This window comes from Raineya sp., from assembly GCF_053497555.1.
In genome coordinates, this window is the sequence record NZ_JBRCWE010000072.1 from 55,718 (window position 1) to 80,160 (window position 24,443).

The 24,443-nt window shown below is 39.3% G+C and carries 21 protein-coding genes; 9 read left to right on the top strand and 12 right to left on the bottom strand.

Annotated elements, in window-relative coordinates:
* Position 1: 1 nt before the first annotated feature.
* Both metF and secA read right to left on the bottom strand, forming a co-directional pair.
* Entirely contained in the window at positions 2 to 955 is a 954-nt protein-coding gene (gene metF, locus ACWITO_RS09890) for a methylenetetrahydrofolate reductase [NAD(P)H] (protein WP_448529829.1), read from the bottom strand.
* Between the two features lie 92 nt (positions 956 to 1,047).
* A complete protein-coding gene (gene secA, locus ACWITO_RS09895) occupies positions 1,048 to 4,413 on the bottom strand; it encodes a preprotein translocase subunit SecA (protein WP_448529830.1) in 3,366 nt (1,121 codons plus the stop codon).
* An 81-nt stretch (positions 4,414 to 4,494) separates the two neighbouring features.
* On the opposite strand from secA, the gene ACWITO_RS09900 reads away from it, so the two are divergent.
* Positions 4,495 to 5,307, top strand: a complete 813-nt coding sequence (locus tag ACWITO_RS09900) for a TatD family hydrolase (protein WP_448529831.1) — start codon at positions 4,495 to 4,497, stop codon at positions 5,305 to 5,307.
* On the top strand, positions 5,282 to 6,016 hold the full coding sequence (locus ACWITO_RS09905; RefSeq protein ID WP_448529832.1) for a DUF2490 domain-containing protein: 735 nt from the start codon (positions 5,282 to 5,284) through the stop codon (positions 6,014 to 6,016). Before ACWITO_RS09900 ends, ACWITO_RS09905 begins: the two co-directional genes overlap by 26 nt.
* A gap of 2 nt (positions 6,017 to 6,018) precedes the next feature.
* Here ACWITO_RS09905 and ACWITO_RS09910 read toward each other — a convergent pair whose 3' ends face one another.
* The 6 genes from ACWITO_RS09910 to ACWITO_RS09935 all read right to left on the bottom strand — a co-directional run bounded on the left by ACWITO_RS09910 (position 6,019) and on the right by ACWITO_RS09935 (position 13,021).
* Positions 6,019 to 7,332 carry an NfeD family protein gene (locus ACWITO_RS09910; protein ID WP_448529833.1) on the bottom strand — a complete coding sequence of 438 codons (1,314 nt, stop codon included), beginning with the start codon at positions 7,330 to 7,332 and terminating at the stop codon, positions 6,019 to 6,021.
* A gap of 270 nt (positions 7,333 to 7,602) precedes the next feature.
* Positions 7,603 to 9,147 (bottom strand): YifB family Mg chelatase-like AAA ATPase, encoded by a 1,545-nt coding sequence (locus ACWITO_RS09915; RefSeq protein WP_448529834.1) that lies wholly within the window; start codon positions 9,145 to 9,147, stop codon positions 7,603 to 7,605.
* A gap of 3 nt (positions 9,148 to 9,150) precedes the next feature.
* Positions 9,151 to 9,474, bottom strand: a complete 324-nt coding sequence (locus ACWITO_RS09920) for a phage holin family protein (RefSeq protein ID WP_448529835.1) — start codon at positions 9,472 to 9,474, stop codon at positions 9,151 to 9,153.
* Positions 9,475 to 9,543: 69 nt separating this feature from the next.
* Positions 9,544 to 9,693 carry a DUF2256 domain-containing protein gene (locus ACWITO_RS09925; RefSeq protein ID WP_448529836.1) on the bottom strand — a complete coding sequence of 50 codons (150 nt, stop codon included), beginning with the start codon at positions 9,691 to 9,693 and terminating at the stop codon, positions 9,544 to 9,546.
* Positions 9,694 to 9,866: 173 nt separating this feature from the next.
* Positions 9,867 to 10,799: a polyphosphate kinase 2 family protein gene (locus ACWITO_RS09930; protein ID WP_448529837.1), complete on the bottom strand. Its 933-nt coding sequence runs from the start codon at positions 10,797 to 10,799 to the stop codon at positions 9,867 to 9,869.
* Between the two features lie 107 nt (positions 10,800 to 10,906).
* On the bottom strand, positions 10,907 to 13,021 hold the full coding sequence (locus ACWITO_RS09935; RefSeq protein ID WP_448529838.1) for a tetratricopeptide repeat protein: 2,115 nt from the start codon (positions 13,019 to 13,021) through the stop codon (positions 10,907 to 10,909).
* 170 nt (positions 13,022 to 13,191) lie between these two features.
* Between ACWITO_RS09935 and sdaAA the strand changes: the two genes are divergently transcribed.
* From sdaAA to ACWITO_RS09950, 3 genes are read left to right on the top strand one after another with little or no spacing between them, the layout of a single operon-like run.
* Positions 13,192 to 14,094 (top strand): L-serine ammonia-lyase, iron-sulfur-dependent, subunit alpha, encoded by a 903-nt coding sequence (sdaAA, locus tag ACWITO_RS09940; protein ID WP_448529839.1) that lies wholly within the window; start codon positions 13,192 to 13,194, stop codon positions 14,092 to 14,094.
* Complete coding sequence (locus tag ACWITO_RS09945; protein WP_448529840.1) at positions 14,063 to 16,027, top strand: ATP-binding protein; 1,965 nt, start codon at positions 14,063 to 14,065, stop codon at positions 16,025 to 16,027. Before sdaAA ends, ACWITO_RS09945 begins: the two co-directional genes overlap by 32 nt.
* Positions 16,028 to 16,087: 60 nt before the next feature.
* A complete protein-coding gene (locus tag ACWITO_RS09950; protein ID WP_448529841.1) occupies positions 16,088 to 16,987 on the top strand; it encodes a hypothetical protein in 900 nt (299 codons plus the stop codon).
* 47 nt (positions 16,988 to 17,034) lie between these two features.
* Here ACWITO_RS09950 and ACWITO_RS09955 read toward each other — a convergent pair whose 3' ends face one another.
* Both ACWITO_RS09955 and ACWITO_RS09960 read right to left on the bottom strand, forming a co-directional pair.
* Entirely contained in the window at positions 17,035 to 18,186 is a 1,152-nt protein-coding gene (locus ACWITO_RS09955; RefSeq protein ID WP_448529842.1) for an outer membrane beta-barrel protein, read from the bottom strand.
* A gap of 132 nt (positions 18,187 to 18,318) precedes the next feature.
* The gene (locus tag ACWITO_RS09960) at positions 18,319 to 19,734 is read right to left on the bottom strand and encodes an MBL fold metallo-hydrolase (protein ID WP_448529843.1); all 1,416 of its coding nucleotides are present in this window, start codon (positions 19,732 to 19,734) and stop codon (positions 18,319 to 18,321) included.
* 232 nt (positions 19,735 to 19,966) lie between these two features.
* On the opposite strand from ACWITO_RS09960, the gene panC reads away from it, so the two are divergent.
* From panC to dapF, 4 genes are read left to right on the top strand one after another with little or no spacing between them, the layout of a single operon-like run.
* Positions 19,967 to 20,830: a pantoate--beta-alanine ligase gene (gene panC, locus ACWITO_RS09965; RefSeq protein ID WP_448529844.1), complete on the top strand. Its 864-nt coding sequence runs from the start codon at positions 19,967 to 19,969 to the stop codon at positions 20,828 to 20,830.
* Positions 20,831 to 20,878: 48 nt separating this feature from the next.
* Complete coding sequence (locus ACWITO_RS09970) at positions 20,879 to 21,439, top strand: phosphatase PAP2 family protein (RefSeq protein WP_448529845.1); 561 nt, start codon at positions 20,879 to 20,881, stop codon at positions 21,437 to 21,439.
* A gap of 4 nt (positions 21,440 to 21,443) precedes the next feature.
* Entirely contained in the window at positions 21,444 to 21,905 is a 462-nt protein-coding gene (locus tag ACWITO_RS09975; RefSeq protein WP_448529846.1) for a DUF2452 domain-containing protein, read from the top strand.
* Between the two features lie 21 nt (positions 21,906 to 21,926).
* Complete coding sequence (gene dapF, locus ACWITO_RS09980; protein WP_448529847.1) at positions 21,927 to 22,709, top strand: diaminopimelate epimerase; 783 nt, start codon at positions 21,927 to 21,929, stop codon at positions 22,707 to 22,709.
* 176 nt (positions 22,710 to 22,885) lie between these two features.
* On the opposite strand, the gene ACWITO_RS09985 is transcribed toward dapF, so the two are convergent.
* On the bottom strand, positions 22,886 to 24,073 hold the full coding sequence (locus ACWITO_RS09985) for a hypothetical protein (RefSeq protein WP_448529848.1): 1,188 nt from the start codon (positions 24,071 to 24,073) through the stop codon (positions 22,886 to 22,888).
* Between the two features lie 188 nt (positions 24,074 to 24,261).
* Positions 24,262 to 24,443: peptide deformylase (locus ACWITO_RS09990; protein WP_448529849.1), on the bottom strand; the 182-nt coding region annotated here is incomplete at its 5' end.

A 24,443-nucleotide genomic window follows, 5' to 3' on the forward strand; every position in this document is an offset into this window, starting at 1 on the left:
TCTAAAAAACCGCTTCTGCAATTTGCCGTACAGCATCGGATTTACTCATAGAATAGTAGTGCAAGACAGGCACACCAAACTGAATCAGCTCTTTGGATTGCTGAATTGCCCACTCAATTCCTACTTGTTTGACTTGTTCGGGAGTTTTACAACCCTCCACCGCTTTTACAAGTTCATCAGGAATATCTATATGGAAAATAGCAGGTAAAATTGTCAGTTGTTTTTGGGTGGTTATGGGCTTGAGACCGGGAATGATAGGAATAGTAATGCCCATTTCTCGGCATTTAGCTACAAAATCAAAATATTTTTGATTGTCAAAAAACATTTGTGTTACGATATAGTCCGCTCCTAAATCTTGTTTGAGTTTTAGGTATTTGAGGTCTGTTTGGAGATTGGGAGCTTCAAAATGTTTTTCAGGATAGCCTGCTACTCCTATACAAAAATCAGTAGCAGAGGCTTGCAAACCTTCGTCAAGGTATTTGCCTTTGTTCATATTGACAACCTGCTCCAAAAGCTCACTGGCGTAGGCGTGTCCATCGGGTTCGGGAATAAAAGTGCCTTCGCTCTTGATGGCATCGCCACGCAATACAAGTACGTTATCAATACCCAAAAAGTGTAAATCTATCAAAGCATTTTCGGTTTCCTCTTTGCTAAATCCGCCGCAGATAATATGTGGAACGGCATCAACCTTAAAGTGGTTCATAATAGCGGCACAAATGCCTACGGTACCTGGGCGTTTGCGTATGCGTTGGCGTTCCAGGAGTCCGTTTTCACGTTTTTTATAGACGTACTCCTCGCGATGATAGGTAACATCAATAAATTTGGGCTTGAACTCCATCAAAGGTTCAATGGCTTTGAAGAGCTGTTGTATGCTTTCTCCTTTGAGTGGGGGCAATATTTCAAAAGAAAACAAAGTTTCTTTGCTTTCACGAATGTATTGGGTAACTTTGGTCATAGCTGATAGATTTTGCCTTTTGGCTAAAAAATCTTTTATTATCAGAACGCTACCACACCCTTGAAGCTAATGATGTGGTAGTGTTCTATGGACTAATCAATTAAAACACATTTATTGGCGAGCAAATCGGCTTCAATTTTTTTGAATTTTACATCTCTGACAATTTTGCCATCAGTGTACATTACATTCACTTTTTGGTTTCTATCTGCAATTTTCTGGGAGCGAATAGGCTGTGTTTTGGTGGTGGTAGTAGCCGAAGGGTCGTGGTATTCGCCGCTCATTGAGGAAATAAACTGCTCTTTATTCTGTTGCAGATTTTTGTTGTTGCTTGTTTTTTTTATTTCCTGTTGGAGCGTTGGCGTTTGCTCTTGTGGTACAAATACTTCGGCTTTGATAAGGAAAGAAATAATATCTTTATTTACTCTTGTGATAAAGGTTTTGAAAAGTTCAAAAGCCTCAAATTTGTAGATAAGAAGCGGGTCTTTTTGCTCATAAGAAGCCATTTGCACCGATTGCTTCAAATCGTCCATATCGCGGAGATGCTCTTTCCATTCTTGGTCAATAATGGCAAGTGTGGCATTTTTTTCCAGCTCGCGAATTACTTCCCAAGCATTGCTTTCAACGGCTTTGGCAAAATTTACTTCAAAGTAGATATTTTTTCTGCCATCGGTAAAAGGAATAGCAATGTTTTGGAACTTGCCTTGGGTTTGTTCGTATTGAATTTTAAGATTGGGGGCAAGGTTTTCTTCTGCAAGTTGTTTCATTCGGCTTTGGTAATGCTCCACTACTTGGTTGTAAAGTTTGCGAATTAGGTTGGGAGCATTTTTAGAATGAAATTCGCTTGGTTCTACGTTGGGCGTAAAGCCGAAGGTAGAAATAAAAGACATTTCAAAGTTTTCAAAATTATCGGGCGAGAGCATACTTTCTACCATTTGCTTGCACACTTCAAACATCATTGTGTAGAGGTCAAGTTGCAATCTTTCTCCAAAAAGGGCATTTCGGCGGCGTTTATAAATTTGCTCCCGCTGAACATTCATTACATCATCATACTCTAAAAGCCTTTTACGGATACCGAAGTTGTTTTCTTCTACTTTCTTTTGGGCTCTCTCTATGGATTTGGTTACCCAAGAATGTTGAATAACTTCACCTTCTTTGAGTCCGATTCGGTCCATAATTTTGGCAATGCGGTCAGAACCGAAAAGACGCATCAGATTATCTTCCAAACTTACAAAGAATTGCGAGCTACCAGGGTCTCCCTGTCTGCCTGAGCGTCCGCGTAGCTGTCTATCTACACGGCGAGATTCGTGGCGTTCGGTACCAATGATAGCCAAACCACCAGCGGCACGAGATTCAGGGGTAAGTTTGATGTCTGTACCGCGACCTGCCATATTGGTAGCAATGGTAACGGTGCCCGAAATACCCGCTTGAGCCACAATTTCAGCCTCTTTTTGGTGCTGTTTGGCATTCAGAACTTGATGAGGAATTTTGCGTTGGTTGAGCATACGGCTAAGTAACTCGGAAGTTTCTACCGAAGTAGTACCTACAAGCACGGGTCTGCCTTGCTCACGCAATTTCACGATTTCTTCAATAACAGCATTAAACTTTTCACGCATTGTTTTATAGACCAAATCCTCGTGGTCTTTTCGAATAACGGGCTTATTGGTAGGAATTACTACAACATCAAGTTTGTAAATTTGCCAGAACTCGCCTGCTTCGGTTTCGGCGGTACCCGTCATACCTGCGAGTTTGTGGTACATTCGGAAGTAGTTTTGAAGCGTAATGGTGGCGTAGGTTTGGGTAGCTTGCTCTACTTTTACATTTTCTTTGGCTTCCAATGCCTGATGCAAGCCATCGGAATAGCGTCTGCCTTCCATTATACGTCCTGTTTGCTCATCAACAATTTTTACTTCGCCTTCCAAAACAACGTATTCTACGTCTTTTTCAAACAAGCAGTAGGCTTTAAGTAGCTGATTGACAACGTGAATACGCTCCGATTTGATAGTATAATCGCTGATAAGTTTTTCCTTCAATTTGGCTTTTTCCTCCAAATTGTGTGAGCTATTTTCAATTTTTGCAATTTCAGAGCCAATATCGGGAAGCACAAAAAAGTTAGGGTCTTCGCCTGTTGTGGTAATAAAATCAATGCCTTTTTGTGTAAGTTCTATAAGGTTATTTTTTTCATCAATGGTAAAATACAGCGGGGCATCGGCTTCGGGCATTAGCTTTTGGTTATCGGCTAAATAAATCGCTTCTGTTTTTTGCAGAATGGTTTTGATACCCGCTTCGCTCAAATATTTAATCAGCGGACGATTTTTGGGCAAACCTCTGAATGCTCTGAAAAGGGCAAGTCCGCCTTCTTTGGTTTCTCCTGCCTGAATTTTTTTACGTGCTTCGTTCAAAAACTCATTAACTATCTGCTTTTGAGCATTGACAAGTTTTTCTACACGAGGTTTTAGGGCATAAAACATTTCTTCTTGCCCTGTACGGCTTACAGGACCCGCAATAATGAGTGGGGTACGGGCATCATCAATCAGCACGGAGTCCACTTCATCAACCATTGCATAATGCAACTTGCGTTGTACAAGTTCATCAGGCGAACTGACCATATTATCGCGAAGATAATCAAAGCCAAATTCGTTATTGGTGCCGTAGGTAATATCTGCCAAATAGGCATTTCGGCGAGCTTGGGAGTTGGGGCGGTGTTTATCAATACAATCTACACGCAAGCCGTGAAACTCAAAAAGTGGACCCATCCATTCGCTATCGCGGCGGGCAAGGTAGTCGTTTACGGTTACAATATGCACCCCTTTGCCAGCCAAAGCATTTAGGAAAGCAGGAAAAGTAGCAACCAAGGTTTTCCCTTCACCTGTTGCCATTTCAGCGATTTTTCCTTTGTGTAAAACCACACCCCCAATAATTTGCACGTCATAGTGCATCATATCCCAAGTGATACGATTGCCCGCCGCAATCCAAGAATTGTACCAAAGGGCTTTTTCACCCTCAATTTTCACGTTGTCTTTTTTGGCGGCAAGTTCTCTGTCGTAGTTGGTAGCTGTAACTTCCAAGACTTCATTTTCTTTGAAACGGCGAGCTGTTTCTTTGACTATGGCAAAGGCTTGGGGTAAGATTTCTTCCAAAACCTTTTCAAGCTCTTTATCGTGTTCTTTTTCTAATTCGTCTATTTTGTTGAAAATCTTTTCTTGCTCCAAGATATTCATTTGTGGGTTATCAGCAATTTGCTTTCGTAGCGTAGCAATTTGCTCATCAAGCGGTAATAGTTGCTGACGAATATAAGCCTTCAAATCTTGTGTTTTCTGACGCAATTCATCATTGCTAATTTCGCGAAGTTTGGCAAACTCCAAATTCACTTTCCCGATATAGGGTTGCAACTCTTTGCGGTCTTTTTCAACCTTTGAACCCACCAGTTTTGCCAAAGCATTTACAATAAAATTTGCCATTGTGATTATATTTTTTTCAAGTGCAAAGTTAAGTATTTTTGCTTGTGCTTCAAAACCTGTGCCAAAAGAAAGTTATGCCAAATGTTCATAAAAAGTAGTAACTTTGCTGTCAATTTGCCTAAAACTATGATAGACACCCACGCACACCTGTATTTGGAAGAGTTTTCAAAAGACCGCCCCGAAGTAATCGCCAATGCTCAAAATGTAGGAATAGAAAAAATTTACTTGCCCAACATAGATAGCCAAAGCATAGAAGATATGCTAGAACTTGAGCTACGCTATCCCGATTTTTGCATAGCCACGATAGGTTTGCACCCCTGCTCGGTGAAAAAAGATTTTGAAAAAGAATTATATGTGGTAGAAGATTGGCTTGGCAGGCGAAAATTTGTAGCTATTGGCGAAATGGGTACAGACCTATACTGGGATAAAACTTTTTGGCAAGAGCAACAAGAAGCCTTCAAAATACAAGCTGAATGGGCAAAGAAATATGATTTGCCCCTGATTATTCATTGTCGCAATTCTATTGATGAAACCATTGCTTTGCTGGAAAATCTACCAGAAAATAAAAAGCCGCTGAAAGGTATTTTTCACTGCTTTACGGGCAGTTTGGAGCAGGCTCAAAAAATTATTGCTCTTGGCTTTTATTTGGGAATTGGCGGAGTGGTTACTTTCAAAAATGGAGGGTTGGATAAAGTTTTACCTCATATTGATTTGGAACATTTGGTTTTGGAAACAGATAGCCCTTATTTAGCCCCTGTTCCACACCGAGGCAAACGCAATGAAAGTAGTTATCTTTCGCTTGTTGCTCAAAAAATTGCTGAAATAAAATCGGTTTCTTTGGAGGAAGTAAAATTAAAAACTACGCAAAATGCTCAAAAAGTCTTTGGTGTTTAGTTTTGTTTTGAAATGGCTCTGTGTGTCTTTGTACGCACAAGGCTTTGATGAGTTAGGTTCTTGGAATATTCTGAACGTAGGTTATACACTAAACGAAAAATGGAGTTTGAATGCAGAGGCTCAACTACGAAGTTTGGGCTTTTATGGACGTTTTCATTATTACGAGGCAAAAGCAGGGGCAACTTTTCGGCTCAACAAGCAATTTTCGGTTTCGGCTTTTGGCGGTACATACCAAACCTATGCAGATTTAGGCGGAAATTTTGATAGACCTAAAATTAATGACGAGGAAAGACTTTGGTTGCAAGTCAATTTACACAATGAATGGGGGCGTGTTTTTATTGAGCATCGCTATCGCTATGAAGCCCGTTGGACACTCAGGGGCTATCGCAATCGGTTTCGCTATCGTTTGCAACTGCAAATCCCTTTGAATAAACCTCGCTTTGAGCCAGAAACTTTTTTTGCTACACTTTCCAATGAACTTTTTCTCACGGATAGAGCCACCTACTTTGAACGAAATCGTTTTTTTGTAGGGCTGGGGTATCAGTGGAATAAAACCTTTACCCAACAAATCGGTTGGCTTTATCAGTTTGACTACTTCGTGAGCGATGAAATTGGAAAGAATTTTTTACAAATCACTTTGGCTTTCCGTCTGAAAAAAGCTGAAGGAAGTACAAACCTTCCCGAAAATATCAATAACGAAAGTCAATAGCTCTATACCCTCCTTACAATCAGCTCTGCACCTTCTTGCCCAATGACCTCAATAGGAGTGCCTTGCTCAATAAAATCGCCTCTCGTGAAAGCATCGTAAGTGTGGTTATCAATAAGTACCTTTCCCGAAGGGCGAAGCACAGTGTAAGCCGTGCCTTGCTTGCCCACCATTGTAGGAATAATAGCAGAAACAAAACCTTCTTTGCTATCAAGAGAGGTTTGCAAAGCAATATGCTTGAATTTTTTGCTCGTAGCAATTTTAGGAGCAAGAATGGTTATCATCACTACGGCTCCTATTAGCCCAATGCTGGTGGTTATCAAAGATTCGTACAAAGATTTTTGCGAAACACCTTCCAAACTAAAACCCACATTGCCAATCATCATTAGCCCCAAGGCTCCAAACATTACGATTAGACCTGCTATCAAAAGAACTTTGACACCCGGTAATAGAAAAATCTCCATAGCTATCAGCCCCAAACCTGCAAAAAAGAGCAGAAGTTCCCAATTTTGGGCAAGCCCTTGTACATAATGGGGTACAAAATACAATGCCAAACCTACCAAAGCCGCAATCAGCGGGAAGCCGACCCCAGGCGTTTGTAGTTCAAAGTAGATGCCTCCGATAATCAGCAAAACCAAAAGAGAGCGGATAACAGGATTTAAGAAAAAGCCTATGAGTTTATCTACAAAAGTGGGTGTGTAGCGAATTATTTCGGCTTTTTCCATTTTGTAGTGTTTCAAAATTTCTTCAACACTATTGAATTTACCTTCGCAATAGCCGTTCTTGATGGCTTCGGAAGTGGTATAGACAATCAGTTTGCCCGGTGTTACCAAGCTATCATATTCCAAGGTTTCATCTACCATTGCCTCGGCTATTTTAGGATTTCGGCGATTGGCTTCGGCAGAAGCACGCATTTTAGCTCTGATAGCGGCTCGGTATTTTTCGGGAGCATATTTACCTTCGGCATCTACGGGCGTTACTGCCCCCATATTTGCCCCTTCCGACATATAAATACTATCGCAGGCAATCGCTACCAAAGCCCCACCCGAATAGGCATTGTTGTTGATAAATGCCCAAACAGGTATCGGAAAATCTAAAATCTGCTGATTGATATGGTCGGCGGCACTCACCAACCCACCGGGCGTATTGATTTCCACAATCACATAATCTACCTTTTTTCTTTTGGCTTCTGCCAAAGCCGAATCTACCATTACACTGGTAGGTTCGGAAATTTCACCTTCTATCTTGAAGTAATAAATTTTTTGGGCTTGGGCTTGCAACAACAAGAAAAAAAGTAGCCCTTGTAGTATTGCTTTCATTTGAACGGCTTTTATGATTAAACTTATCCCCAATTCTAAGAGTTCAATGTTTGATGTTCAAACCTTTAAGGGCTTTACCTCTCATTTTTTCTGTCTGATATCTATTTTCTAAAATCCTGTTTCAATGCTACAAATTAGACCTAAACAATTTCTACAGCCTTATTTTTTAGCCAAAGATAAAGTAAATTTTGTTTTTTTGCCAAGATTAAAGTGATTTTTAAGATGTGGCAAAGCCCTACGACAAATATAAGTCAAGTTTCGAGGGCTAGCTCACAAGCCCCAGTTTTCTTTATCTAAGTCGCGGTAGCGAATCGCTTCGGCAAGGTGTTCTATGAGAATTTTTTCGCTTCCTGCAAGGTCGGCAATGGTGCGAGCTACTTTCAAGATTCTATCGTAGGCTCTTGCAGAAAGTCCCTTTTTTTCCATAGCGGCTTTGAGCAAAATTTTGCCTGCCTCATCAATTACACAAATTTCCTTGACAAGTTGTGAGGGAATCATTGCATTGGAGTAAATATGTTTCATTCCGAGTTTTTCAAAGCGTTCGGATTGTCTTTCACGAGCCTTGATAACTCTTTCACGAATGGTAGCACTACTTTCTGTTTTGAGATTAGAGCTTAACTCATCAAAGGAAACAGGAGTTACTTCAACGTGTAAATCAATTCTATCCAGAAGCGGACCGCTTACCTTGTTGAGGTATTTTTGCACACTGCCCGGCGGGCAAACACATTCCTTTTCGGGGTGGTTGTAATAGCCACAAGGACAGGGATTCATAGCGGCAATAAGCATAAAATTGGCAGGAAACTCAATAGATACTTTGGCTCTTGCAATACTTACTTTTCGCTCTTCCAATGGCTGACGCATTACTTCCAGCACGGTTCGCTTAAATTCGGGCAGTTCGTCCAGAAATAAAACGCCATTGTGAGCCAAAGAAATTTCACCGGGTTGGGGGATAGCCCCACCCCCTACAAGTGCCACATCGCTAATAGTATGATGCGGAGAACGAAAAGGACGTGTAGAAATCAGTGAGGCGTTGCTATCCAGTTTGCCTGCAACCGAATGAATTTTGGTAGTTTCAAGGGCTTCTTGGAGAGTAAGCGGTGGCAAAATGGTAGCTATGCGTTTGGCGAGCATTGTTTTCCCTGCTCCGGGCGGACCTATCATAATTACATTATGCCCCCCTGCGGCGGCTATTTCCAAGGCTCGCTTCATACTTTCCTGTCCTTGTACATCGGCAAAATCTACATCATATTTATCCAGATTTTCAGAAAAAATTTTGCGAGTATCTTTGCGTAAAGGCTCAATGCTCTTTACACCTGTGAGAAAATCAATGGCTTCTTGTAAATTTTCTACCCCAATGATGTCCAAATTATTCACAATAGCGGCTTCGGAAGCATTGGCTTGGGGTAAAATAAAACCTTTGAAGCCTTTTTTACGAGCTTCAACGGCAATGGGCAAAACCCCTTTGATGGGACGTAACATACCATCTAAAGCCAATTCACCCATAATAACATATTTTTCTGCTTCTTGCGAAACTATCTGCTCGGAAGCAAGCAAAATACCAATAGCTATGGTAAGGTCGTAGGCGGCACCTTCTTTACGAATATCGGCAGGAGCGAGATTGACTACTACTTTTTGGCGAGGGAAAAAATAGCCTATGTATTTGAGTGCCGATTCTACTCTCTGGGTGGCTTCTTTTACGGCACTATCGGGCAAACCTACCATAAAAAGCCCTTGTCCTTGCCCTACATTTACTTCTATGGTTATCGGAAAGGCACTTACGCCATACACAGCGTATCCATATACTTTGGCTAACATCACTCAACGCTTTTTAGAAGTGAAATAATCGGAAACTTTATCAAACATTTTCTTGCGGAAAGTAGGTAAAATAGCAATCATTAGCATCAGGATAAAAAGCAAGCCCACTATCAGAAAGCCCCCGAAATGGCTTTCTAAAATCTCGTTGAGGGCGTAAGCCAAAGCAAAACACAAGAAAAGTAAGCCCGCCGAACCCAAAAAAAGCCAAAAAAGAGCAATAATGGCTTTGGTAAAAAGTTGGTGCAACTCGTCTTGAAGGTGGTTTTCTATGAGTTGCAAGCGTACTTCTATGTAGCGGCGTAAGAGTTGGTAAAGGTTTTCAAACATTTTGCCTTGCAGATTGAAGGCTTAAAAATAATATTCTTTCTTGGAAAGCACAAATCTGCTTGTGTAAAATCAAGCAGATTTGTGCTTATTCATTCGGCATTTATCGCTACAATATTTGACCTCGTTCCATACTTTTTCCCACTTTTTTCGCCAAGAAAAAGGTCTGCCACAACTTACGCAAATTTTTTCGGGCAAATGCTGCTTTCTGACTTTGTGCATAGCATACAGGTTGTCAAAATATTTTGGATACAAATTCTTTTTGGGTTAAAAGTTCAAGGGGGTCAGAGGTTTGAGGTTTCAAACATCAAAACCTTAAACTTTTCAAATTTGTTTCCCTAAAAATTTGGACAAGCTCATACCTTAAACTTTTGCACAAAAACACTCTTTCGGCACTATTGGTCGCTTTTTTTATTTTTCTTTTCTTTTTTTTCCTCTTCGGCAAGCAAGATTTTACGGGCTTCTTCCAAAGCGGCTTTTTGCTTGGCACTTACCGTAGGGTAGCTCAAATTGAGCTTTTCAAACTGCTGATAAATAATAGTAGCAATAGCAAGACGAGCAAACCATTTGTTATCGGCAGGAATGATAAACCAAGGAGCATAATCGGTGGAAGTTTCGGAAAAGGCGTCTTCGAAAGCTTTTTGGTATTCGTCCCAAAAGGCACGTTCTTTTACATCGGAAGCAGAGAATTTCCAATTCTTTTCAGGGTTTTCTATACGTTCCAGAAAACGCTTTTTTTGCTCATCTTTGGAAACGTGTAAAAAGAATTTGAGGATAATCATTCCGTTTTCAGTAAGATTTTTTTCAAAACGGCGAATTTGCTCATAACGGACTTGCCAGAATTTTTTATCAATTTTATCAATGCTATCAATACCGGGTAAATTTTCATTCAAGATATATTCGGGGTGTACTTTGGTAACCAACACGTTTTCATAATGAGAGCGATTGTGAATGGCAATTTCGCCACGAGGCGGCAGAGCTTGCATATGTCGCCAGAAATAGTCGTGGTCAAGTTCGTGAGCCGTAGGAGCTTTGAAATTATACACACGCACCCCCAAAGGGTTTAAGCCAGACATTACGTGCTTGACAGCCCCATCTTTGCCCGCCGCATCCATTGCCTGAAATATAATCAGAACACTGTATTGGTTGTGGGCATAAAGTTTGTCTTGCATTACTGCCAGTTGCTTTCTACCTTCTTCCAAAAGCATTTCAGCATCTTTTTTGCTAAGCTCTTTGCCTTCGTATTTGGTAGCAAAATCTTTCAGAGAAATTCTTTTACCTGCTGGGGCTATAAATTTGTTGCTGTTGATTAGTTTTTCAATAAGCATAGAATTAAATTTTAAGTGAAAATGAAGAAAAAATTAACTTGCTATGAAGCAAGTTAGGAAAAATACTGATACGTGCAAAAAAGATACGAAATTTATTTTCAAAAATTTCAAGCAAGGGTTTCTTTGTTGGGAATAAATACACAAATTCGGGTGTATTCGTTTTCTATACTTTCTACGCTAATTTTTCCTTTGAGGCGTTCTACGGCTTTTTTTACAATATACAAACCCAAGCCATTGCCTTGTGAGGTTTCTGATGAGCGAACAAACATATTAAACATTTCTTTTTGCCTTTCTTTGGGAATACCGATACCATTATCTTCCACAGAAATTTTGACACAATCTTTTTGCAAATCTAGACTTACAATTACGGAATGTTCGTGCTGATTTCCCGGTTTGTGAAACTCAAAAGCGTTTTCCAAGAGGTTTAGCAATATAATACGCAGAAGCTCTTTATCTGCAAGCAGGTACTCTTCTGCAAAAAACATTTGAATATTGGCATTGCTAAATCCGTTGCTTACGCTAGGTAAAATGTTTTCCACCATTTGCTTAAATGAAACGCGTTCAAATTCGGGGGTTCGGTGGCTGATAACATTTACCATTACGAGTTTATCCAGCATTTTACCCATTTTTTGGGTAATTCTTTCGGTTTTTTCAAACAAATCTATGACTTTATTATCTTCATTTTCTAATTTGCCAAGCATAGCAATACCCGAAAGTGTAGCCAGTGGTCCTCGGAAATCGTGTGAAATACGATACATAAAAAGTTCCAACTCTTCTTTGGCTGTACGCAAAGCATCGGAAGCTATACGTATTTTTTCGGTACGCTCTTCAATGAGTTTCTCTAATTTTTGGTTAAATGTATGTAACTCTACATTCTTTGCTTCTATTTGATGCTTGGCATTGGCAAGTTCCTGATGTTGGAGAATGAGTTGATGATGTTGGCTTTCAATTTCCGATTTTTTAAGGGCAAGTTCTTGGGCTATCCGCTGATTTTTTCGTAGAGAAAGTAGTAAAAAAGCCGCAAGCAAAAGTGTAATTGTTCCATTGATAACCGCAGAAAGGCTAATATTTTTCTGAGTAGAGGCATATTTATCTTGGGCTTCTTTGCTTTTTTTAAGCCAAGCGTTTTCTCTTTGCTGTTTTTCAATGATGTTGTTTTGAAACTTGGTGAGGGTTAAGTTAGCCTGTCGGCTTACTTCTACATTGTACAAGCTATCATTGATTTGCAAATATTTTTTTTGCATAGCAAAGGCTTGTGGCAGGAGATTTTGCTTTTCGTAGTATTCCGCAAAGTATTGATAGGCTTTGGCTTCCAGTTCTTTGGCTTTGTTGAGTTTGGCAAGAGCAAGCCCTTCGTCTAAATAGGCATAAGCCTCTGTATATCTACCTTTTTGGGCAAGAGCTTTGGCAAGTTCTAGGTCGGTTTCGGCAATAATAAATTTGTTGTTGAGGTTTTTACGCATTTGCAGGGCTTCTTGGTAAAATTTAATCGCTTCATCTACACTGCCTATTTCGTAGTAAATATTTCCTAAACTATGCAAGGAGTAATGAATACCCACAGGATTGACTTTTTGCTCAATTTCTAAGGATTTTTGGTGGTAAGTAATGGCTCTGTGATACTCTCTTTTTTTCTGATAAATATCCCCTAAATTCGTATAGCAGATAGCTACGCCCAAAGAGTCTTTCAGACGATAACGCAAAGCCAGAGCTTTTTCAAAAAACTCAATACCTTTGTCATAGTCTTTCATTTTTACAAATACTGCCCCAATGCCACTCATTGTTTTGGCAGTTTCTTTATCATCACCTAAATTTTCGTCTATTTCCAGAGCTTTGAAAAAATACTCTAAAGCCTTCAAATAATCCCCTTGCACACGTGCTATAATGCCCAAATTGTTGTATGCTTTGGAAATACCTCTGGGATAGTTACTTTTTTCTGCAATATCCAAAGCCTGAATGGCATATTTCATACTTTCTTCGGGCTTATCCCCTGAAAGGCGATAGCTGATTTGAGAAAGGATTTTTACTTTCATTGTATCTGCGGAAGTGGAGGCAAGTAGATGCTTTAAGCTATCTACGGGGTCTTTGAAACGCCCCCAAACAGCCCAAGGCAAAAGAAAAAAGAGTATGATTGGAGTAGCTTTCATATCGCAAATGCAATGAAAATTTGAGAAAATATCTGCATATTTGCAAATTAAAAACGAATTTTTTTCATAAATTTTCATAGAATACCCCATTTTCTCGGTAAAACATATCATTTTCTCTTTCAAATTTATGCAGAAGTTTCCCAAAACCTACCCCCCAAAAAGGGGATTTTTAACTTTGTTTTACCAAGAATGAATTTTCAATTCAAAAAAATTGTATATTTGCTATATGCACCAAACGCAAACTGCTTATGAGTATTTTGTTTGATGATTTTCGGAGTTGGAAAAGTTATTGCGAAGAAAAAAAACTACCTCTGTATCAGCCTGTTTTGGAATATGAAATGGAGCAAAAAGGTCGTACCGAAGCCGAAATTTGGGAGCATATACAAAAGGCTTATCGTGTAATGACTGAGGCTATACAGACAGGGCTTACCGAGGATATGACCTCTCGTTCGGGAATGGTAAATAATGGAGCTAAAAAAGTATTCAGAACACCGCTTGTGGTACTTTCTAAAGAATTTCAAGAACTCATAGCTCGTGCTATGGCGGCAAAAGAGGTAAATTCTTGTATGGGACGAATCGTAGCCGCACCTACGGCAGGGGCATCGGGTATTTTGCCCGGTATTTTATACACACTTCAACAAATACATCATTTGGAAGACCGAAAAATTTGGGAAGGATTGCTTGTAGCGGCAGGGATAGCTCTCATTATAGAAAGAAATGCAGGTATTGCAGGAGCAGTAGGGGGGTGCCAAGCGGAAACAGGCTCGGCGGCGGCTATGGGAGCGGGGGCTGTTGTATATTGCTTGGGGGGCAGTATCCAGCAAGTTTTTAATGCTGTGGCTATTACTATCCAATGCACTTTGGGACTTGTATGCGACCCCGTAGCAGGGCTTGTGGAAGTGCCTTGTATTGTACGAAATGCTAGTGGTGTAGCTATTGCCTACTCTTCGGCTCAAATAGCTTTGGCAGATGTAGATGCCGTTATTCCTGTTGATGAATGTGTGCAAGCTATGGGTGAAATTGGGCAAAGTATGGAAACTCGCTACAAAGAAACTGCTCTTGGTGGGCTTGCCGCTACGCTTACAGGCAAGACAATCGCTCAAAAAGTTTTAGTGCAAAATGTGGAAATTTTACCTGACGAAACTGAATAAATCTTTGAAAATAAAGACTTTATATTTTTTTATTGTGAACATCGCTCTGCTTTGGGCTTTGTCTGTGCCAACCTTTGCCCAAGATACACTCAAAATTCCCATAGCCTCAAGCAGTTGGAAAGAAATACTAACAAACAAAAGGGGCAAGGTGGTAATTTTATGGACTCGTTTAGAGCCTTTCATCTACAAAGAAATCAAAGGTAAGGATACCCTTATTAGTGGTATTGAAGCCGATTTACTCAAAGAGTTTTTCAAACTTATTAGCAGAGAATATAAGGTGAAAATTGATTTAGTTTGGCAAGAAGTACCTTATTTTAATCAGGTGCTTACGCTTATTAGCCAAAAGAAGGGTTGCTATGTGGGTGCGGCGGCTTTTTCTATTACAGAAGAACGCAAAGAAAACGTGGATTTTTTCTTGAATTACCTGCCTGATATTTCCGTAATGATTTGTAATGAGGCTGTTCCGCTTTACTTGGATACTAACGAGTTTTACAAAAATGCTCATAAATATGTGGCTTACACAGCCATAGGCAGTACCTATGAAAAAGATTTATTGAGCTTGCAGAAAAAAATCAAAGAGCTTTACCCTCAAACACCTCCTTTTGAAATTAGATATGCCCAAGAAACGGAAAACTTAATAGACCTTATCAGTAACAATAGCAAAGCCTTTGGCTATGTAGATTTACCTATTTATTTGCAATACTACCAAAAGAAGTACAATATCAAAAGGCAATTTTTGTTCAAAAATATTCGGGAGGGAAATGCTTTTATGCTACCTAAAAACCACGATTGGCACGAACCTATAAAAAGAATTACCAATAGTGCTCAATTTACCCTAGCGAAAAATAGAGTTTTGAAAGCCTATTTAGGACAAAAAAACTTGGAAGTGGTTTATGACATTTACGGCGGTAGAGGTGAGCAGAATATTATGCAAAAAGAAAAAGCTATCCAAGACCAACTACTACTTGAAAAACAACTTGAAAATGAAAAACAACATAGGCTTTGGCTTACGTCTGTGATTGTTGCTATTACTATTATATTTGCAATTTTGGTGGTCTTGGGCATTTATTATTACCGATACTATATCAGAGAGCGAGATAACCAGATTTTGCGTATAAAAAATGAGGAAATTGAGCAGAAAAAAGCAGAAATTGAAGCCCAAAGAGATGAAATTGAAGAAAAAAACAAGAAAATCAGCGAGGCTTTATGGCAAATTCAGGAGCAGAAAAAACAATTAGAAGAACTTAACGAAAGCAAAGATAAGTTTTTTTCAATCATTGCTCACGACTTGCGTAGCCCTATCAATTCGCTTTTGGGCTTTACGAGCTTGCTTTCCAATTATGCCGATGCAATGACCAAAGAGGAAGTCAAGAAAATTTCTAACGACCTCAATCTTTCTCTGAAAAACGTTTTACAACTCATAGAAGACCTGCTCACTTGGGCAAGAAGCCAAATGGGACGTGTAGAGTTTAACCCCAAAGTAATGGTTCTCAATGAGGTGATACGCGAAGAGCTGGAGCTTTCTGCAATTCTTTTTGAAAAAAAGGAAATTTCACTGAAATACGAAATTCAGCCTTTGCTAATGACCTACACAGACCCCAATCACGTGAAGTTTGTTTTAAGAAACTTACTTACCAATGCCTTAAAATTTACAAGCAGAAAGGGAAATGTTTGGCTAAGAGCCTACGAGCAAAATAACAAAATTTGGGTAGAAGTAGAAGATAATGGCGTAGGTATGCCCGATAGTCTGAAAGAAAAACTTTTCCAAATTGGTGGTGTAAAAAGCTCTAAGGGAACAGACAACGAACAAGGTACAGGACTCGGATTGCTTTTGTGTAAAGAGTTTATACGAAAAAATAATGGCGAAATTTGGGCAGAAAGCGAGGAAGGCAAGGGTAGCAAATTTATTTTTACCCTAAATAAAGCAGAATAACAAAATTTATCCCAAATTTGCCTTCCAAAAACTTTCAAACCTTCAAATCTGCTTTCTAGAATGTTTTTTTTAGTTGCTCTGGCTCTTTCTGCGAGCCTTTTTCTTATTTTTAGGAGTTTTCAGAAGTTTCGCATTCATACTTTTCAGGCGATTGTTTTTAATTATTGGACTTGCGTACTAACTGCTCTTGTATATTTAGGCGATTTTTCAGCCTTACAGCACATTGCTTGGGAAAATCTGTGGGTAAAAGTTCCTTTGGGTTTGGGTTTGCTTTTTATTAGCACGTTTTATCTGATGGGGTATGTAGCTCAAAACATCAGTGTGGCGGCTTCTTCGGTGGCTTCCAAAATTTCTCTGATTATTCCCGTAATAGTGAATTTGCTTTTTTTCAAACACCAGCAAACTTTTGATTGGCTCAATTATGTAGGTTTGGCTTTGGTATTTTTGGCAATATTTCTGACTTCTTACCGCTCAAAGAGTGTTCAGAATACAAGCAATACGAATTTTTTGAAAAGTTTTGTGCTGATTGTGGCAATTTTTTTGATGAGCGGTGCGATTGATACGAGTATCAATTGGGTAAGTAGTATTTCGGCAACCGATAAGACCTCACAAGCCTTGTTTTCTATGCTGATTTTTGCCGTTGCGGGTGTAGTGGGTATACTGATTTTAGTTAGGCAAGTGCTTGCTAAGCAAACCAAAATTACCTTACCTAATATATTTGCAGGTGTGATTTTAGGAGTGGTCAATTACTTTTCTGTGATTTTTATGATGATTTCTTTGCAAAAAGAGTTTGCAGGCAATGGAGCTTTTTTCTTCCCACTTTTCAATATTGCAATTATTGTGCTTTCTACTTTTCTGGCGATACTACTTTTCAATGAAAAACTGAATACAGCGAATCGTTTGGGTATTTTGGTAGCTATACTGGCAATTTTGGCAATGGCACATCAGCATATAAGTTGAATATTTGAGATGTAAGAAAATGAAAAGTGAAAAGCCTTATTATGCACTCAATTTCCCATAGGATAACTAAACATAAGCAGAATACCTGCTACACGCATTTTGTCATCGCCAAAGGTAGGGTTGCTACCTTCAAAAAAATCTTGATACATACGAACTTCAAATTTCAAAGGTTTAGAACCATTTTCTACATATACCCCCAAACCGCCCATCAGCCCAAAACTTACAGGCGAAAGATTGATAGGACGTAAAATCTGAAAAGGAGGCGGTACATTAAACTTATACTTGGCGGCTATTGCAATAAGAGCATTGCCGCCCAATTGGATAAATGGACGCACCTTTTTACCCTCTAAAAACCTAAACTCTGCGTAAAGTGGCACATTGATACCGCTATACTTAATTTCAATAACACCATCATCAGAAAGGGCATTTCTGTACAGGTAGGTAAGGTCGGCAAGCATACTAAAATTTTTGCTATAATTGATACTTCCATAGAAACCTGCCACAAAACTGGCTTGCCAATTAAATATTGCTGAGCCGTACAAAAAGGCATTGGCATCAGTGGCAAAGCTACGATAGGCATACTCTTGCAAGCCGCCACCTGCTTTCAAGCCCCAACTTAAATTATCACGCTTTTTTATTTTTTCGGGTTCGTAATAGCGGAAATATGGTATTTTTTCATCAATGCAATGATTGTAGTGCGAAACCAAATCCATTAGGTAATCTTGTCGGTAGAGTTTGCTTTCTGCGGGCAGATAGCGTTCTTTGTTGAAACCGGGGCAATCGGTGAAGTGGGTTTCTACAAAGCTATTCAAATTATCTCGGCTTACGGCGAAGTTTTTTCCGTTTTTACTAATAAAAAAATCAGGGTTACCCTCGCTATCTACGCCTTTATAGAGTTTGATTTTACCATTTACCAAAATTTCTTGCAAAAGCAGTTGTTCTGTTCCCCCATCTTTTTCTACGGGAAGCGAAAGATACTGATTACCAATGAAAAAAGAGCGAACCTGATTGGGCTTCAAGATAATTTCATCTGTGCTTTCGGGAGCGAGTTTGTAGGTGAGTTGGTAGGCATTGGTATTTTTGAAAGCCTTGCGAATGTAAATGCGAAGTGTATCGCCACTGGCAAGCACTAAAATATCTTGGGCAAAATTTTTTAGAGAAAAAAGCATCAAAACGAGTAGAAAAATACTTCTGTTCATAGCAAATTGTTTTTTGTAATTATTTTACGTTCAAAAAATTGAAAGTTCAAGAGTTTGAGGTAAAAGTTTTATTCCGTCTAAATATTCAATTATCCTAAATCCTGTTTCCTGTTCTTAAACAATTACGTTTTTTTAGAGTTCAAAACTATCGCCTTTGCTGGGAATAATAGCCTGCGGATAGCCATTTTGAGCCAAAAAATCTTTGAAATCAATCATAGATTGCTCTTCGCCGTGTATGAGGAATATTTTTTGAAGTTTTTGGCTGTCTTGGGTTTGTACAAAATCCAGCAGGTCTTTTTGGTCGCCGTGTCCGCTAAATGTATCAATAGAGCAAATATTGGCATATACAGGTAGCTTTTTTTCGCCTATTTCCAAGGTTTTATCGCCGTGTAAAAGTTTGTAGCCCAGTGTGCCTTCGGCGGCAAAACCCACCAAAAGAATGGTTGCATAAGGGTTTTGAATATTTGCCTTGACGTGGTGTTCTACTCTTCCACCTTGCACCATTCCCGAAGAAGAAATAATAATGCAAGGCTCGGTATAGTTTGAAATTTGTTTGCTGGTGCGTAAATCTTCTACAAAAATCAGGTTTTCAAAGTCAAAAAGGCTTTTGTGTTCGGCATAAAATTGTTGAGCCTCCTCGTTGAGCAGACTTAAATAATGCTCATAGGCTTTTGTACTCTGATGAGCCAAGGGGCTATCGGAAAAAATCTTGATAGCAGGTAAACGCTTCTGCACGCTTAGCTTGTGTAAAGTATAAAGTAGGGCTTGCGTTCTGCCTACACTAAACGCAGGAATAATGAGCCTACCGGGAATTTCTACGCAAGTTTTTTGAATAATCTGAAAAAGCTCTTCTTCGGGGGGGAGATGTCTTTGATGCAAGCGATTGCCATAGGTGGTTTCGCATACGAGGTAGTCGGCTTGTGGTGGAATTTCAGGATTGGGGAGTAAAGGGTAATTTTTTCTACCAATATCACCAGAAAACAAGATTTTTTTCCAAGTGCCATTTTCTTTTACTTCCAAAAATACATTCGCGGCTCCAAGCAAATGCCCCGTAGGAATCAGCGTAACGTAAATATCTTTCGTAATGGCAAAGCGTCTGTTGAACTGCAAAGGGAAAAAATGCTCATCAGTGTCATCTACGTGTTTGGGTAAAAACCACTCAGACTTGACCGAAGGAGAAGCATACTTGTTGTTTTTTTTATGGTTTTTTTTGATTTTTTTTTGATATAGCATTGCCGAATCGTGCAGAAGCAAATACGTGAGTTTTTGTGTAGCCGAAGTAGCAATGATTTGCCCTTCAAAGCCTTCTCGTACCAAATTGGGCAAGTTGCCCGAATGGTCTATATGGGCGTGTGTAAGCACTACGGCATTGATAAGAGAGGGTTCAAAGGGAAAAAGACTTTGATAGTATGAACTTGTATTTTCAGCAGAGTTTTTATCTTTTTCAAAATCCAGTCCGCAATCTATGAGAAGTTTGTAGTCATCAATTTCAAGCAAGTACATACTGCCTGTAACTTGCCGAGTAGCCCCCCAAAAAGTAAGTTTCATTCCAGCAAAAACAAGGTTTAATCAAACAAAACCGCAAGCAAATAAAATTCACTGAATTTTGCAAAAGAAAGAAGGAAATTTTGAAATATTTGAAAATTGCTGTTCAAGTTTCTATATCTATGCAGGCTAATTTATATGAACCTTTTTCTTGCTTGCTGTTTCTGCTAAAATCTTTTCCTTTTTTTGAAACGGAAAGTCTTTTTTTTAATTTTGCAAGGCAACCTACAACTCTATGCTTCAATTTCAGGAGATTTCGGCTTTGCAAAATTTTCTTTGGCAAAAACGAAAAGCAGACAAAAAAATAGGTTTTGTGCCTACTATGGGGGCTTTGCACGAAGGTCATCTTTCTCTGATACGCCTTTCCAAACAAGAAAATGATGTTACCGTGTGTAGCGTATTTGTCAATCCGACACAATTCAATAATGCCGAAGACTTGGCAAAATATCCGCGTACCTTAGAAAAAGATGCCCAAATGCTTGAAAGTGTTGGCTGTGAGGTGCTTTTTATTCCAGAGGTAGCCACAATGTATCCTGAAAAAACAACCTTACAATTTCATTTTGGGCATTTGGAAAATGTAATGGAAGGAAAATTCCGTAAGGGACATTTCAACGGGGTGGCACTCGTAGTTTCTAAACTTTTTCATATTGTACAACCTCATAAGGCATATTTCGGGCAAAAAGACTTGCAACAATTCGCTATTATCAGAACCCTTGTGCAAGATTTAATGTTCCCTTTGGAACTGGTGCGTTGCCCGATAGTCAGAGAGGCAAATGGCTTGGCAATGTCTTCTCGTAACCAAAGACTCAACCAGCAAGAGCAAGAAATAGCTTCACATCTTTACAAGGCTTTGCAAAAAGCAGAAAGTATGCTTTCAAGCCATTCTGTAAAGCAAATTGAAAAAGCTGTGAAAGACTATTTGCTCAATATTGGGGGGATAGAGCTGGAATATTTTGAGGTTGCAGATGCCAATACCTTGCAAATTATTGAGGATTTGAGTGGCTTTCGTGGCGATATAGCTTTGTGCATTGCCGCTTATGTTTCGGGAGTACGCCTGATAGATAACCTGATTGTAGAAAAATTCGGTATGCTCAACTAAAAAATCAAGTGCCGTAAATCTTGTGAATCATTAAAATCATACTGAAAAGTGAATATCCTGCAAACCATAGATACTTGGGACAAAAGCGTAGTTGCTTGGGTAAATGCTCATCATACGGCTTGGCTGGATAGTATTATGGTATTTGCAAGTAAAACCAATGTATGGATACCTTTTTATGCTGTTTTACTGATTTTGCTTATCCGTATTCACAAACAAAAAAGTGTTTTTTTCGTTTTAGGGATAGCCCTCGTAATAACTTTGGCAGACCAAACGACTTCCTCTTTGATGAAGCCTTTTTTTGGACGTTTGCGACCTTGCCACTGGCAAGGCTGGCAAGTAGTTTTGCATTTGCCCGATGGCTGTGGTGGCGATTTTGGATTTGCCTCCTCTCACGCCGCTAATACTTTCGGCTTGGCAATGTTTTGGTGGCTTTGGCTCAAAAAATTTTACCGAATGGCTTGGCTTTTATTTCTATGGGCGGGGGTAGTTTCGTTTAGCAGAGTGTATTTAGCCGCTCATTATCCTACTGATGTCTTGGTAGGGGCTATTTTGGGGGCTTTTTTTGCTTGGGCTGTTTTCAAGTTTCCCGAAAAAATCCTGAAAGTTTAGTTGTATGCAAGAAAATAACGATTTTATCAATCCTATTGATAAAGACAAAACCGCAGAAAATCCGCATTTACTTCCTTATGCACACACACGCGGCGGAGTAGTAGTGAAGCCCGAAGATATGGGTAAAACCAAAGGAAAGGCTCTTTCGGCAATGCACGAGCAAACCGAAAAGCAAATGGGCTTTTTGTACGAGCAAATGCAACTTCTCGTAGAACAAGCCAAACGTGTGCAAGAACGCAAAGTGATTTCCGAAAAAATTTACAATGCACAAATAGGTTTTGAGCCTATTATTGGGCAGGCATACTATCTTTATCAAAAAATAGACGGCTCTTATGTGCTTTCTATGGTTTCTCCCGAAGAGTGGGGGGCTAAAATGCCTTATGAAAAATACTCTGCCAAAGTAACCCTGCTTGCCGACCATACTTGGGACGTGCTGGAAAATAAAGAATACATTGAATACGAGTAAATTTTGATGTTCAAAAACTTTATGAAAATACCATTCACAAAATATCAAGGCACGGGAAACGATTTTGTAATGATTGACAACCGAAGCCTTTTTTTTTCGAAAGATACAGATTTGATTGCTCATCTTTGTCATCGCCGATTTGGTATAGGAGCCGATGGGCTTATCTTGATTGAGTATGAAACCTCTACTCCTGCCGATTTCCGAATGGTATATTACAATGCCAACGGAAAAGAAGGCTCAATGTGTGGCAATGGAGGCAGATGTGCGGTAGCTTTTGCCAAAAGTTTGGGACTTTTTGAAAAAGAAACGCAATTTTTGGCTGTAGATGGCTTTCACGAGGCTTTTTTCAAAGAAAAGCTCGTGTATCTGAAAATGAAAGATGTAAGCGAAATTGAGAAAAATGCAGAAGGCTACTATTTTTTAGATACAGGCTCGCCGCATTATGTAGAATTTGTGCAGAATTTAGAAAAAATGAATGTTTTTGAGAAAGGTAAAGCTATTCGCTATAACGAGCGTTTTTGCGAAAAGGGCACAAATGTAAATTTTGTGGAAGTTTTGGGTGAAAATTTGTTGCGTGTACGCACTTACGAAAGAGGTGTAGAAGACGAAACTTATTCTTGTGGAACAGGGGTTACGGCATCGGCACTGGTCTATGCGATGCAAAAGCAAAATTTACAAGAGGTTCAAATTAAAACATTAGGTGGAGATTTGTGGGTGAGCTTTCAGCAAAGAAATGGCAATTTCTATGATATTTTTTTGGCAGGTAAAGCTGAAAAAGTCTTTGAAGGACAAATAGAAGTGTAGATAGTAAAGCAAAAAATAAAAAAGGGCATCAAAAATTGTTGCCCCTTTCCAGTTAAACAAAAATTGAACACTATGCATTTGTATTACGTTTGAAAATCCTTATTTGTTGCATTTTTGGTAAAAAATTTTTTATTTTTTTTACATTTTTTTGTAAGTTGTTGAAAATCAGTGTTTAGCTATTTTTCATTTTTTTCGTTATAGGTACGAATGGGGTGGCGTTTGAAGGGGCGAGTTTCGTCGAAAAGTTTGCGATAAGTTACGTGTTTTTTGCATACGCTAAACTCTAAGTTTTCCATTAGTTTGAGCATAGGCGGGTTAAAATCGCCAATCCAATTCAGTTCTAAATCGGAGTAGGGGAAGTCAGGTTTGGCGGTTTCGCGTTCCAAACAAACCGAAAGAGCGGCGTCCAAGCCTTTGGCGTGATGAGCTTTTACCACAGCAAAACCTACCCCCAATACACGCGTACAAGCTCCCTTCCAACGATAATACAAAAATTTCAACTTGCCCCAAAAGTCTAATTTGCCATCTACATAGCGAAAAATCTGATTAAGTTCGGGTAAAAATATACCAAAGGCAACGGGTTCATTTTTGTAATAACCGAAAGTAATAAGCCTTTCATCAATAACAGGCTTCATTTTTTTCATCATTTTTTCGGCTTCTTGTTCTGTCATTGCGGGTATGCCTTCGGTAAGGGCAAAGCTATTGTTGTAAATTTGCCTGAAGTCTTGGGCAAACTTTTTCAAGTGCTTGATGCGAATATTCTCAAAACGATAGTTGCTATCAGCAAAAACTCGGTTGGCTTTGGCGTGTACTTTTTCACTTACACCATATACTTTGCGAAAAAAAGTATACTGATTGAAATACACCTGAAAGCCATAATTTTCAAAAAAACGCTGATAATAAGGGAAATTATAGTTTTGCTGATAATTTGGCTCTCTTTCAAAACCTTCTACCAAAACACCCCAAAATTTATCTCGCCCTCCAAAATTGATAGAGCCGTCCATTGCTTCACAGCCTCGCTCCGAAAGCCACTGCTTGCAGGTATCAAAAAGCCTGAAAGCGGCTTGCTCGTCTTCAATACATTCAAAAAAACCTATGCCACCTGTGGGTTGGTCGTTGTTTTTGAGTTTGGTTTTTTCGTTGATAAAAACAGCTACTCTGCCAAGTGTTTCACCGCTGGCATTTTGTAAAATAAAACGCTCACATTCGCCGTGCTGAAAGGCGGGATTGACATTTTTATCAAAAACGCCTCTTACATCTTTTTCCAAAGGGCGAATCCATTGTTTGCAATGGGCGTATAGTTTTTGGGGAAATGCAAAAAATTTTTCTTCGTCAGAGCTATTCTGAACCTTTTGGATTTGCATACAAATAAGTTTTGTGGTAATTATTTACGTTCAAAGTGTTTGAAGGTTCAAGAGTTTAGGAGGAAAATTCTACTTCCTCTAAATATCCAATGTTCTAAATCTCGTTTCCTGTTTCTATACTACAAATTAGACCTACACAATTACGTTTCGTGGTTGAGTAATTGCGTAGTTTCTGTAAGCAAGTTCATTTATACTCTTGCTTTGGAAGCCATCGGGAAACGCATACGATATTCTACACTGATAGCCCCTTTGCTGATGTTGAGCAATTTGTTTTTTAGCATACGTTTTTTGAGAGGGGGCAGGTAATCTACAAAAAGTATGCCTTCGATGTGGTCGTATTCGTGCTGAATGATACGAGCCGCCATACCTG